The sequence below is a fragment of the Actinomadura sp. NPDC048032 genome (genome assembly GCF_040653175.1).
Lineage (GTDB): Bacteria > Actinomycetota > Actinomycetes > Streptosporangiales > Streptosporangiaceae > Spirillospora > Spirillospora verrucosospora.
This window is the reverse complement of sequence record NZ_JBEZJP010000252.1, coordinates 1-11,724: the sequence shown is the minus strand read 5'-3', so window position 1 is coordinate 11,724 and position 11,724 is coordinate 1. Positions and strand designations below refer to the sequence as shown.

Below are 11,724 nucleotides of genomic sequence, written 5' to 3'. Positions count from 1 at the left end.
GCGGGTGGACAGCTCCAGGTAGAACTCGTTCAGCCCGTAGTCGCGCAGCAGGCCGAGGACGAAGTCGAGGAGGCGCTTGATCTCCTCGCCCATCTGGTCCTCGGTGCAGTAGATGTGCGCGTCGTCCTGGGTCATGCCCCGCACGCGGGTGAGGCCGTGCACGACGCCCGACTTCTCGTACCGGTACACCGACCCGAACTCGAACAGCCGCAGCGGCAGCTCCCGGTAGGACCGGCCGCGCGCCCGGAAGATCAGGTTGTGCATCGGGCAGTTCATCGGCTTGAGGTAGTAGTCGCCGCCGTCGACCTCCATGGCGGGGAACATGTCGTCCTTGTACCAGCCGAGGTGCCCGGAGGTCTCGAACAGGTGGCCCTTGGTGATGTGCGGGGTGTTGACGAACTCGTACCCCTCCTCCTCGTGCCGGCGGCGCGAGTAGTCCTCCATCACCTTGCGGACGGCGCCGCCCTTCGGGTGGAAGACGGCGAGGCCGCTGCCGATCTCGTTCGGGAAGGAGAACAGGTCGAGCTCGGCGCCGAGGCGGCGGTGGTCGCGCTTCTCGGCCTCCTCCAGGAACTTCAGGTACTCGTCCTGCTTGTCGCGGGACTCCCAGGCGGTGCCGTAGATCCGCTGGAGCTGCGGGTTCTTCTCGCTGCCGCGCCAGTAGGCGCCGCCCGAGCGCATCAGCTTGAACGCGGGGATGACCCGGGTGGACGGCAGGTGCGGACCGCGGCACAGGTCCTTCCAGCGCAGCTCGCCGGACTTGGCGTCCAGGTTGTCGTAGATGGTCAGCTCGCCGCCGCCCACCTCGACCTCGGCGCCGTCGGCGGCGTCCGCGACCGGGCCGGACCCCTTCAGCCCGATCAGCTCCAGCTTGTAGGGCTCGGCGGCCAGCTCGGCGCGCGCGTCCTCCTCGGAGACGGGGCGGCGGGCGAACCGCTGCCCCTGCTTGACGATCTCGCGCATCCGCTTCTCGATGCGCTTGAGGTCGTCGGGGGTGAACGGCTCGGGGACGTCGAAGTCGTAGTAGAAGCCGTTCTCCACCGGCGGGCCGATGCCCAGCTTCGCCTCGGGGAACAGCTCCTGGACGGCCTGCGCCATCACGTGGGCGGCGGAGTGGCGCATGATCGCCCGGCCGTCGTCCGAGCCGATCCGCACCGGCTCGACGGCGTCGCCGTCGCGCAGCTCGCCCGCGAGGTCGCGCAGCTCGCCGTTGACGCGGGCGGCGATCACGGTGCGGCCGTCGGCCTCCAGCGCCTGGCCCGCGGTGGTGCCCGCCGGCACCGCCCGCTCGCTGCCGTCGAGGGTGATGCGCAGCTCAGACACGGTGGACACGGGTACTCCTCGCGATGATGGGTCGGGGTCAACGGGGTTCGATGCTATCGACTCGGGGGGTCCCCCGGACGCGTGCGGTTCCATCGGCCGCTCCTCTCGGTCGGCGGAGGGCCCGCGGCGTCCCCGGACGGCGGAAGGGCCCCGGGGATCGCTCCCGGGGCCCTTCCGCGTGCAATGTCAGGACATGCCGCCGTCGCGCCGGGAGGAACCCGGCGTCGTCGTCTCTGCGGACACGTACGGCATGGAGCCACTCTAACCGATGGGCGGGCGCGCGGCCCGGCCTTTACGCGCGGGCCCGCGGAGCGGCGAGGTCGTCCATGTCCTCCAGTTCGCGCCCCTTGGTCTCGGGGACCGCGCGGAACACGAACAGGAACGCCAGGATCGAGAACAGGGTGTAGAGGCCGTAGGCGAGGCCCAGGGAGAAGCCGGAGATGCCGGGGAACGTCGTGGTGACCACCCAGTTGGCCAGCCACTGCGAGGCGGCGGCGACGGCCAGGGCGGAGGCCCGGATGAAGTTGTTGAACATCTCGCCGAGCATCACCCACACGACCGGCCCCCACGTCGCCGCGAAGGAGGCGACGAACACGTTGGCCGCGACGAGCGCCACGGGACCGGCGACGCCGCGGAGGTCGGGCGCGCCGTCCACCACGGGGGCGGTCGCGAAGCAGAGCGTGAGGGTGCCGAGGGAGACCGCCATGCCGGCGGCTCCGGCCAGCAGCAGCGGGCGCCGCCCGATCCGGTCGACGAGCGCGATCGCGACCAGCGTGAACGCGACGTTGACGACCGAGTTGATCACCGAGGTGAGCATCGCGTCGTTCTCGGAGAACCCGACGGCCTGCCACAGCGAGGAGGAGTAGTAGAAGATCACGTTGATGCCGACGAACTGCTGGAACACCGACAGCAGGATCCCGGCCCACACGATCGGCATCAGGCCGAACCGGCCGCCGCGCAGGTCGCCGAGCCGGACGGGCCGGTCCGCGGCGATGGAGCGGACGATCTCGCTGATCTTCACGTCCACGTCGCCGCGGCCCATCACGCGCCGCAGCACCTGCCGCGCGCGGGCCGTCTCGTGCTTCTTGACCAGGTAGCGGGGCGACTCGGGGATCGTGGTGGCGATCACGCCGTACATCACGGCCGGGACGATGGCGCTGGCGAACATCCACCGCCACGCGCCGCCGCCCCAGGGGAACGTTCCGGTGGCGCCGCCGTCGGACACCCGCGCGATGACGTAGTCGACCACGAGGGCGGCGAAGATGCCGAGCACGATCGCCATCTGCTGCAGCGAGCCGAGCCGGCCGCGCAGCGCGGCCGGGGCGATCTCGGCGATGTAGGCGGGCGCGATCACCGACGCGGCGCCGATGGCGAGGCCGCCGACCAGCCGCCAGGCGGTGAGGTCCACGGCGCTGAAGGCCAGCGCGGAGCCGAGCGAGCTGACCACGAACAGCCCGGCGGCGATGAGCATCACCCGCACCCGGCCGATCCGGTCGCTCAGCGGCCCCGCGAACCAGGCCCCGGCGGCGCAGCCGAGCAGCGCGGCGGAGACCACGAAGCCGACCGCGAAGCCGCCGAGGCCGAACTCCTTCTTGAGCGCGTCGACCGTCCCGTTGATCACTGAGGAGTCGTAGCCGAACAGGAATCCGCCGAGGGCCGCCGCTCCCGCCAGCAGCGCCGCCACCGCCGCGGAGTGCGAGGTCCCGTCCTCGCGGTGCTCGTCCGCCTGCCTCGGTCCGCTGCCCGCTGCCGTCATGGAGCCCGATCTTCCCCGGGAGCCGGACCTTATGCGGGCGGCGTCCGGTCAGTCGCGCACGGCGATTCCGAGCACGTGCGGCGAGGCCGGGTTGGCCCGGCTCGGCTCGGGGAACTCGAACCGCCGCTCGGCGCGCACGGTGAAGCCGCTGCCGGCGATCCACTCGCCCGTCGGGCGGGTGACGTGGCAGCCGGCGGCGAAGAACGGCCACAGCAGGTCGGCGTAGCGCTGGAACCGCACCTTGCCGGGCGTGCCGCCCCGCACGTGCTCGTAGTAGCGCAGCTCGCCGCCCGGCTTGAGGACGCGCCGCAGCTCGGCCAGCGCCCGGATGGGGTCCCGGACCGAGCACAGCACGAGCGACGCCACCGCCACGTCGAACGACGCGTCGTCGAGGTCGAGGTCCTCGGCGAGGCCGGGGCGCACCGTGATCGGGACCGGCGCGCGGCCGGCCGCGTGGGCGGCCTTCGCGCGCAGCCGCGGCTCGGGCTCGACTGCGACGACCTCGGTGACCTCGGGCGGGTAGTGCGGGAAGTTGGCCCCGTATCCGGCGCCCACCTCCACCACGCGGCCGGACGCCCCGGCCAGCAGCTCCGCGCGGCACGCGTCGCCGCCCGCCTTGGCGCAGCCGGCGTCCAGCCGCGGATAGAGGCGGGCGAAGATCGGATGGCTCAGGTCGGTCATTCCCGCAGTCTCCGCCGCCCCGGCGATCACCGCAAGATCGGCGGCCCCGGGCTCGCCGGCCTCACCAGTCGGCGGCGGACTCGTCGGCGAGCCGGACCAGGCCGCTGCCCGAGTCGACGTCGTACCGGCGCATCGCGCTGAGCGGCGGCGAGTAGACGTGGACGCTGACGGCGGGCGCGTCCGAGGTGTTGCGCACGTCGTGGACGTAGCCCGGCCCGAAGGAGTGGGCCTGCCCGGCTCCGACGCCGCGGGCGGTCCCGATCCGCCGCGCGGCGGTGACGCGCTGTTCCTCCAGGGTCCCGAGGGCGACCGCGAACGCGCCCGCGGAGTCGCCGTGGTCGTGGAAGCCGGTCGACTGGCCGGGCAGCCAGCTGATCAGCCAGATCTCGTGGTCGGCGTCCTGGTGGACGCGCTCGTACCAGCGCCCTCTCGGGTCGAGCCGGACCCGGAGCAGCCACTCCCCCGGGTCGGCGGCGAGCCCGCGCGCCCGTTCGGCGAGGCTCCGGGGCGTGAAGGGGGCGCCTTCGGGCGCGGGCACGGTGAGGCCGGTCGTGGTGACGGTCATGCGGTCGCTCTCCTAGCGGTGTGCTGCCATTCCTCGTCGCGCTGGGCGGGACGGGCGGCGACACAGCGCGCTGGCCTGGCGGCGCAGGTCGACATGGAGGCGCTCGTGGCGGAGTCCGGTGATCGGCACGGGCACCAGCGTGGCCCAGATTCCATATAAAGTCAATCGGAAATAGCTGTTTACCGTCCCTCCCCGCCGCCGCGGGCGCCGCCCGGGCCTGATACCCAGGGGCTGGATCGGATCTCCCTCCACCGGGTCAGGCCTCCGGGGAGCCGGGCGTTCTAGGCTCGCAGCCAAATGAACGATCCAGACCGCCCCGCGACCGCGGGCCGCACCCGGCTGGCCGCCGGCGTCCGCGCCGCCCTCGTGCCCGGCCACGACGAACCGGCCGTCACGCTGCTGCCCGCCCACCCGGCGCTGCGCATCCCGATCCTGATCGTCCTGACGCTGCTGGCCGTCGGCTTCACCGCCGGGGACATCGCCATCTCCATCACGCAGTACCACGTCAACGCCCAGCTGGCCTGGCCCCTCGGCGCGCTGCAGGCGTTGCCCCTGCTGTTCGCGGCCCGCTGGCCCCTGGCCGCCTGGCGGGTCGCGGCGACCGGGCTGCTGCTGACGGTCTTCGTCCGGCACGGCGAGGGCTTCATGCCGTGGCCGGTGACGGCGATCCTCGCCCTCATCATCATCCTGTTCTTCGTCGGCGTCGGCGCCGCCCGGCAGACCACCGTCGGCGTCGGCGCGGTGACCATCGCCGGCGTGCTGGCGCCCGCCGTGCTGATCGGGATGCCCGGCTGGTTCGGCATGATCCTCGCCGGCATCGCGGCGGTCACGCTGACCTTCGGCGACGCGGTCGGCGGGCGGCACTCGGCCGTGGAGGAGCTGCGGTGGCGCGAGGAGCAGCACCGGCGCGACCTCGCCCGGCAGGCGGTGCTGGAGGAGCGGGCCCGCATCGCCCGCGAGCTGCACGACGTCGTCGCCCACCACATGTCGGTGATCGCGATGCAGGCGGAGGCCGCCCCCTACAAGATCCCCGAGCTGCCGGACGCGGCGCGGCAGACCTTCGAGGTCGTCCGGGACGCGGCCCGCGAGGCGCTGACCGAGACGCGCCGGGTCGTCGGGCTCCTGCGCGCCGACGACGAGGGCGCCGAGCGCGCCCCCCAGCCCGGCCTGGAACGGCTGGACGACCTGATCGGCGCGGCCCGCCGCTCGGGACTGTCGGTCGCGAGCACCGTCGTCGGGATGCCGCGCCCCCTGCACGCCGGGGTCGACCTGTCGGCGTACCGGATCGTCCAGGAGTCGCTGAGCAACGCCTCCCGGTACGCGCCGGGCTCCCGGGTCCACGTCGAGGTGCGGTACGGCAACGACACCCTGACGGTGTCGGTCACCGACGACGGCGCCCGCAGCACGCCGGAGGAGTCGCACGGCGGCGGCCACGGGCTGGTCGGCATGCGCGAGCGCGCCACGATGCTCGGCGGCAGCCTCGACGCCGGGCCGCGCGAGGACGCCGGCTGGTCGGTCGTCGCCGAGCTCCCCTATGGCGATCCGGACTAGCCGGGGCGGGCCGGAGCATCCCGGCCGTAGGGTTGTGCCGTGACGATTCGGGTGCTGATCGCCGACGACCAGGTGATGATCCGCGACGGGCTCGCGGCGCTGCTGTCCTCCGATCCCGGGATCGAGGTGATCGGGCAGGCGGGCAACGGCCGCGAGGCGGTGGAGATGGCCCGCCGGCTCGACCCGGACGTGGTCGTCATGGACATCCGGATGCCCGAGATGGACGGCCTGGCCGCCACCGCCGAGCTGGCCGGCTCCCCCGACCCGGACGCGGACCCGGCCGGCGCGCGGCCGAAGGTGCTCATGCTGACCACCTTCGACCTCGACGAGTACGTCTACGAGGCGCTCGGCGCGGGGGCCAGCGGCTTCCTGCTGAAGGACGCCTCGGCGGCGGACCTGGTGAACGGCGTGCGGGTGGTGGCGGCGGGCGACGCGCTGCTCGCCCCGTCCATCACCCGCCGGCTGATCGGCGACTTCGCGCGCCGGCGCCGCCACCAGCGGCCGAGCCCGAAGGCGACCGCGGGCCTGACGCCGCGCGAGCTGGACGTGCTGCGGCTCATGGCCCGCGGCCTGTCCAACGCCGAGATCGCCGCCGAGCTGGTGCTGGCCGAGCAGACGGTGAAGACGCACGTCGGGCACGTGCTGACCAAGCTCGGGCTGCGCGACCGCACCCAGGCCGTCGTCTACGCCTACGAGAACGGGCTCGTCGGCTAGCGGCGGGCGCGGCTCAGCGCGACGGGTCGAGGACGAGCTTGCCGGTGGTGCGGCGGGCGCGCAGGTCCTCGTGGGCCTGCCGCGCCTCGGTCAGCCCGTACTCGCCGCCGGCGACGACGCGGACCACGCCGTCCGCGGCGAGGGCGAACAGCTCGTCCAGCGCCTGGCGCATCACGTTGCCGGGGAGCTGGAAGACGTGCGCCAGCCACATGCCGGAGATCGTGGTGGAGTGCGACATGAGCGTGGCGGGCCGGACGGGCGAGGGCTCCGTGCGCGACGCCATGCCGTAGAAGGCGAGGCGGCCGAACGGGGCCAGGGCGCGCAGGCTCTGGTCGGTCACCGTCCCGCCGGTCATCTCCAGGACGGTGTCGACGCGCCTGCCCTCGTTGGCCTCGATCAGCGCCCGGGTGAGGTCGGGCACGCCCGCGTCGATCGCGACGTCGGCTCCGAGGTCGAGGGCGAGCTGCCGCTTGCGCTCCGACGAGGCGGTCGCGATGACCCGCCCGGCGCCCCACGCCTTGGCGAGCTGCACGGCGATCGTCCCGACCCCGCCCGCGGCGGCGTGCACGACGACGGACTCGCCGGGCTCCAGGTGGACGCTGCGGCGCAGCAGCACCCACGCCGACGCCCCCTGGACGATCATGCCGAGGGCGGTGACGTCGTCGATCTCGTCCGGGACGTCCCAGGCCAGCGCTTCGGGGGCGACGGCCTTCTCCGCGTAGCCGCCGCTGCCGACGAGCGCGACGACGCGGCGGCCGTCGGGCGTGGCGCCCACGACCTCGCCGCCCGGCACCATCGGCAGCGTGGACTCCGAGAGGTAGCTGTTCTCGGCCTGGTGGGTGTCGGCGTAGTTGACGCCGGCCCGGGAGACGTCGATGAGCAGGTGCCCCGGCCCGGCGGCCGGCTCGGGAAGCTCGGCGACGGTCAGGACCTCGGGACCGCCGAACTCGGTGATCTGTATCGCGCGCATGACTCTCCTCGGAAGCTCTCGGATGCTCAGCGGGGGCCGGGGACGCCGCGGAAGCGGAACGGCTCGGACGGGCGGCCCGGCACGACGTACCACGCCTCGCCGGCGCCGCCGGCGTCCAGGATCCGCATGAACGCCTCGACCACGTCCCCCACCTCCAGGATCGGGAAGCCCGTCTTCTGGAGGTGCCCCTTCATCGGGGTCAGGATGTCGGTGTCGGCGAAGGAGGGGCACAGCGCGTTCACGCGGACGCCCTCCTCGGCGAACGCGGGGCCGAGGGCGCGGACCAGTCCGACCACGGCCGCCTTGTTCGCGCCGTAGACCGGGTCGAACGGCGTCGCCGTGAGCGCGGCCATGCTCGCGGTGGCCACGATGTCGCCGCCGCCCCGGGCGCGCAGCGCGGGCAGCGCGGCGTGCGCGCCGAACACGACGCCGTCGAGGTTGATTCCCATGGCCCGCCGGTACGCCGCGAGGTCGAAGTCGTCGCCGACGCCCCCGCCGCCCGCCACCCCGGCGTTGAGGAACGCCACGTCCAGGCCCCCGAAGCGGTCGACGGCGGTCGCGACGGCGGCCTCGCTGTCGGCGGGGTCGCGCACGTCGCAGCGGACGAACGCGCCGTCCAGCTCCTCCGCGAGCGCGTCCCCGGCCTCCACGTCGACGTCGGCGAGCACGACCCGCGCGCCCTCGCGGGCGAGGCGGCGCGCCACCGCGGCCCCGATTCCGTTGGACCCGCCCGTGACCAGTGCGACCTTGCCGGTGCCGTCGAAGGGTGCCATGGGGGACTCCTCCCGAAGTAACTGACTCGTCAGTTACTCTAGCGGAATGGACTTCGGTTTGAGCGAGCGGGCCCGGGACCACCTCGGCCGCCTCCAGGACTTCATGGACTCCCACGTCTACCCGGCCGAGCCGGTCTACGCGGCCCAGCGGGCGGAGCTGCGCGCGGCGGGCCGCGAGCACCATGTCCCGCAGGTGGTCGAGGACCTCAAGGCCGAGGCGCGCGGGCGCGGCCTCTGGAACCTGTTCCTTCCCGACAGCGAGGACCCCGCGCACGGCCTCTCGGTCACCGACTACGCCTCGCTCGCCGAGGTGACGGGCCGCTCCCCCAGCCTGGCGCCGGAGGCCATCAACTGCGCGGCGCCCGACACCGGCAACATGGAGGTCCTGCACCTGTTCGGCACGCCCGAGCAGAAGGAGCGCTGGCTCGCGCCGCTGCTGAGGGGCGAGATCCGCAGCGCGTTCGCGATGACGGAGCCGGACGTGGCGAGCTCGGACGCCACCAACATCTCCACCCGCATCGAGCGCGACGGCGACCACTACGTCGTCAACGGCCGCAAGTGGTGGATCAGCGGCTCCGCCGACCCGCGCTGCAAGATCATGATCGTGATGGGCAAGACGGACCCCGAGGGCCACCCCTACCGGCAGCAGTCGATGGTGCTCGTGCCGCTCGACGCGCCCGGGGTGGAGATCGTCCGGCCGCTGCCCGTGTTCGGCTACCAGGACCAGCACGGCCACTGCGAGATCACCTTCACCGACGTCCGCGTCCCGGTGGAGAACCTGGTCGGCGAGGAGGGCGGCGGCTTCGCCATCGCGCAGGCCCGCCTCGGCCCCGGCCGCATCCACCACTGCATGCGCGCGATCGGGATGGCCGAGCGGGCGCTGGAGCTGATGTGCGAGCGCGCGGTGTCGCGCGTCGCCTTCGGCGGGCCGCTGGCCAAGCAGGGCGTGGTGCGCCAGCAGATCGCCGAGTCGCGGATGGCGATCGAGCAGGCCCGGCTGCTCACCCTCAAGACCGCCTGGCTGATCGACGAGCACGGCGTGCAGGCCGCCCGGTCCGAGGTCGCCGCGATCAAGGTGATCGCCCCGCGCGTCGCGCTGGACGTGGTGGACCGGGCGATCCAGGTGCACGGCGGCGCCGGCGTCAGCGACGACACCCCGCTCGCCGCGATGTGGGCCGGGCTGCGCACGCTGCGCCTCGCGGACGGCCCGGACGAGGTCCACGTGCGGAGCGTGGCCCGCGCCGAGCTCGGACGGTACCTCGGCACATGACGGACGGCACGGGGGAGGCGGCGCCGGGCGCGCGGCGGCGCATGCCGCACGCCCGGCGGCGCGAGCAGCTGCTCCAGGCGGCGCTGGCGGAGTTCGGACGGCGCGGCTACCACCTGACCCAGATGGAGCACGTGGCGTCGGAGGCGCAGGTGTCCAAGGCGCTGCTGTACCAGCACTTCACCTCCAAGGAGGAGCTGTTCGCCGAGGTCACCGAGGCGATCGTGGCCGAGCTCACCGGCCGGCTGAACCGGGCCGTGCTCGCCGCGCACGGTTCGGCCGACGGCATCCGGGCGATGATCCGGGTGCTGTTCGACTACGCCACCGAGGAGCCGGACGCGTGGGCCCTCGTGGTCCGGCACCTCGACAAGCCCGAGGTGGGCCTGGAGCTGCGGGAGCTGCGGGACCGGCTCGGCACCGCGTTCGCCGACCTGCTGCTGCGCCGCCGCCGCGCCGACCCGGCGCTGTCGCCGGCGGCGCTCGCGGTGAACGAGCGGCGGGCGCGGCTGCTCGTCCCGCTGATGTACGGGTCGATGCTGTCGATGGTGTCGTGGTGGCTGGAGCATCCCGACACGCCGCGCGAGCGCGCCGAGCAGATGGCCGTGGAGTTCATCTGGCTCGGCCTGGACCGGCTCCGGGCGGGCGAGCGCCTGCCGAAGGAGTGAGCGGCCCGCGGCCCGGCGGCGCCCGGCCGGCCTAGCCGAAGACGTCGTCGCGGACGAGGTCGAGGGCGGTGAGCACCGCCCCGCGCAGCACGGCGTCGCCCTCGACGCGGCTCGGCCGCACGTCGGTGGCGGCCGGGCTGAGGAGGCCCAGGTGCGCGGCGACCAGGCCCGCGAGCCGGTCGCCGCCCGCTCGGCCGAGCGCCCCGCCGAGCACCACGAGCCCCGGGTCCAGGACGGCGACGAGCACGAACACCGCCTCGGCGATGCGCCCGGCGATGGCCTCGTCGCCGAGACCCGCGACGGCCTCCTCGTCGAGCAGGGCGCAGAAGTCGGTGCCGCCGACCTTCAGCAGGCCCACCTCGCCCGCGCCGCCCGACGCGCCGCGCCGCAGCCGCCCGTCGAGGAAGAGCGCCCCGCCGACGCCGTCGTCCAGCCAGAGCAGCGCGAAGTCGTCGCGGCCGGCCGCCGCGCCCTCCCGGTGTTCGGCGATGGCGCCAAGGTTGACCTCGTTCTCCACCAGCACCGGGGCGCCCAGCCGGTCGCGCAGGGCCGCGCCGAGGTCGGGCCGGCCGCCGGGGACGCCGCTGTCGGTGGCGCGCCCGGTGCGCGGGTCGATCAGCCCGGGGGTCCCCAGCACGACCGTGTGCAGGGCGCGGCCGCCGGCCGCCTCGGTCACCGCGCCGGCGACGAGGGCGCACAGGTCGGGGGACGGGGGCAGCGGCCGCGAGGCCGATCCCGCCGGGTTGCCCGCGATGTCGGAGACGCTGACGTGCACGGCGTCGCGGCGCAGGTCGACCCCGGCGACGTGGGCGCGGTCGGCGACCAGCCCGTAGAGGCGGGCGTTCGGGCCGCGCCGGTCGGCGCCGGTCTCCCCCGCCGCCTCGATCAGCCCGCCGGCCCGCAGCCGCTCGATCAGGTCGGACACCGTCGGCCGCGACAGCCCGGTCAGGGTCCGCAGCTGCGGCGCGGTCAGCGGCCCGCGCTCCAGCAGCAGGTCGAGGGCCAGCCGGTCGTTGATCGCGCGGGCCATCGTCGGGTCGGCGGTCTTCACGGCCCCCATGCTAGTAGGCAGGGAACCTGCCCGATCCACTTTTCATCAGGAAGGCTGCCTGTTAGTTTTTGAGATCATGAACTCCCCCCACCGCGCCATCGCGGTCGTGTTCGCCCTGCACGGCGCCGTCGCCGGCACGCTCGCCACCCGCATCCCCTGGATCCAGGACCGGCTCGACCTGTCCCCCACCCTGCTCGGCGCGGCGCTGCTCTGCCCGTCCGTGGGCGCGTTCATCGGCATGCCGACCGCGAGCCGCATCGCGCACCGGATCGGCGAGCGCCGCGCCACCCGCCTGCTGATCGCGGCCTGGTGCGCCGCCGGGGCGCTGCCCGCGCTCGGCCGGCAGCCCCGCGGGCTCGCCGTCGAACCGGACGTCCACCCGCTCGCAGCAGCCGGCGGCGAACGACT

The 11,724-nt window shown here is 74.2% G+C and carries 11 protein-coding genes and 1 pseudogene; 5 read left to right on the top strand and 7 right to left on the bottom strand.

Going from position 1 to position 11,724, the window contains the following annotated elements:
* The 4 genes from AB0C69_RS27335 to AB0C69_RS27320 all read right to left on the bottom strand — a co-directional run.
* Positions 1-1,332 (bottom strand): threonine--tRNA ligase (locus AB0C69_RS27335; protein ID WP_360358083.1); only part of this gene is annotated, 1,332 nt, incomplete at its 3' end.
* 283 nt (positions 1,333-1,615) lie between these two features.
* The gene (locus AB0C69_RS27330) at positions 1,616-3,079 is read right to left on the bottom strand and encodes a sugar porter family MFS transporter (protein ID WP_353834144.1); all 1,464 of its coding nucleotides are present in this window, start codon (positions 3,077-3,079) and stop codon (positions 1,616-1,618) included.
* 48 nt (positions 3,080-3,127) lie between these two features.
* On the bottom strand, positions 3,128-3,760 hold the full coding sequence (locus tag AB0C69_RS27325) for a methyltransferase domain-containing protein (RefSeq protein WP_353834145.1): 633 nt from the start codon (positions 3,758-3,760) through the stop codon (positions 3,128-3,130).
* 61 nt (positions 3,761-3,821) lie between these two features.
* A complete protein-coding gene (locus tag AB0C69_RS27320; protein WP_360358080.1) occupies positions 3,822-4,325 on the bottom strand; it encodes a cysteine dioxygenase family protein in 504 nt (167 codons plus the stop codon).
* A 297-nt stretch (positions 4,326-4,622) separates the two neighbouring features.
* On the opposite strand from AB0C69_RS27320, the gene AB0C69_RS27315 reads away from it, so the two are divergent.
* Positions 4,623-5,876: a sensor histidine kinase gene (locus tag AB0C69_RS27315; RefSeq protein WP_360358078.1), complete on the top strand. Its 1,254-nt coding sequence runs from the start codon at positions 4,623-4,625 to the stop codon at positions 5,874-5,876.
* 39 nt (positions 5,877-5,915) lie between these two features.
* Positions 5,916-6,590: a response regulator transcription factor gene (locus AB0C69_RS27310; RefSeq protein ID WP_179834470.1), complete on the top strand. Its 675-nt coding sequence runs from the start codon at positions 5,916-5,918 to the stop codon at positions 6,588-6,590.
* Between the two features lie 13 nt (positions 6,591-6,603).
* Here AB0C69_RS27310 and AB0C69_RS27305 read toward each other — a convergent pair whose 3' ends face one another.
* The gene (locus AB0C69_RS27305) at positions 6,604-7,560 is read right to left on the bottom strand and encodes an NADPH:quinone oxidoreductase family protein (protein ID WP_360358076.1); all 957 of its coding nucleotides are present in this window, start codon (positions 7,558-7,560) and stop codon (positions 6,604-6,606) included.
* Positions 7,561-7,586: 26 nt separating this feature from the next.
* Positions 7,587-8,333, bottom strand: coding sequence for an SDR family NAD(P)-dependent oxidoreductase (locus AB0C69_RS27300; RefSeq protein WP_345179092.1), 747 nt, complete (start codon positions 8,331-8,333; stop codon positions 7,587-7,589).
* A 46-nt stretch (positions 8,334-8,379) separates the two neighbouring features.
* Here AB0C69_RS27300 and AB0C69_RS27295 point away from each other — a divergent pair, with 46 nt between their 5' ends.
* Both AB0C69_RS27295 and AB0C69_RS27290 read left to right on the top strand, forming a co-directional pair.
* On the top strand, positions 8,380-9,603 hold the full coding sequence (locus AB0C69_RS27295; RefSeq protein ID WP_360358074.1) for an acyl-CoA dehydrogenase family protein: 1,224 nt from the start codon (positions 8,380-8,382) through the stop codon (positions 9,601-9,603).
* Positions 9,600-10,265, top strand: a complete 666-nt coding sequence (locus tag AB0C69_RS27290) for a helix-turn-helix domain-containing protein (RefSeq protein WP_345179095.1) — start codon at positions 9,600-9,602, stop codon at positions 10,263-10,265. Before AB0C69_RS27295 ends, AB0C69_RS27290 begins: the two co-directional genes overlap by 4 nt.
* Positions 10,266-10,296: 31 nt before the next feature.
* Here the strand turns inward: AB0C69_RS27290 and AB0C69_RS27285 are convergent, their stop codons facing one another.
* Entirely contained in the window at positions 10,297-11,316 is a 1,020-nt protein-coding gene (locus AB0C69_RS27285; protein ID WP_360358071.1) for an ROK family transcriptional regulator, read from the bottom strand.
* A gap of 76 nt (positions 11,317-11,392) precedes the next feature.
* Between AB0C69_RS27285 and AB0C69_RS27280 the strand changes: the two are divergent.
* Positions 11,393-11,724, top strand: a pseudogene (locus tag AB0C69_RS27280) (hypothetical protein); the annotation flags it as partial.

Excerpts from the sequence above, each read along its gene's own strand:
- AB0C69_RS27330 (WP_353834144.1), bottom strand. The coding sequence starts at position 3,079 with ATGACGGCAGCGGGCAGCGGACCGAGGCAGGCGGACGAGCACCGCGAG.
- AB0C69_RS27325 (WP_353834145.1), bottom strand. The coding sequence starts at position 3,760 with ATGACCGACCTGAGCCATCCGATCTTCGCCCGCCTCTATCCGCGGCTG.
- AB0C69_RS27320 (WP_360358080.1), bottom strand. The coding sequence starts at position 4,325 with ATGACCGTCACCACGACCGGCCTCACCGTGCCCGCGCCCGAAGGCGCC.
- AB0C69_RS27315 (WP_360358078.1), top strand. The coding sequence starts at position 4,623 with ATGAACGATCCAGACCGCCCCGCGACCGCGGGCCGCACCCGGCTGGCC.
- AB0C69_RS27305 (WP_360358076.1), bottom strand. The coding sequence starts at position 7,560 with ATGCGCGCGATACAGATCACCGAGTTCGGCGGTCCCGAGGTCCTGACC.
- AB0C69_RS27300 (WP_345179092.1), bottom strand. The coding sequence starts at position 8,333 with ATGGCACCCTTCGACGGCACCGGCAAGGTCGCACTGGTCACGGGCGGG.
- AB0C69_RS27295 (WP_360358074.1), top strand. The coding sequence starts at position 8,380 with ATGGACTTCGGTTTGAGCGAGCGGGCCCGGGACCACCTCGGCCGCCTC.
- AB0C69_RS27290 (WP_345179095.1), top strand. The coding sequence starts at position 9,600 with ATGACGGACGGCACGGGGGAGGCGGCGCCGGGCGCGCGGCGGCGCATG.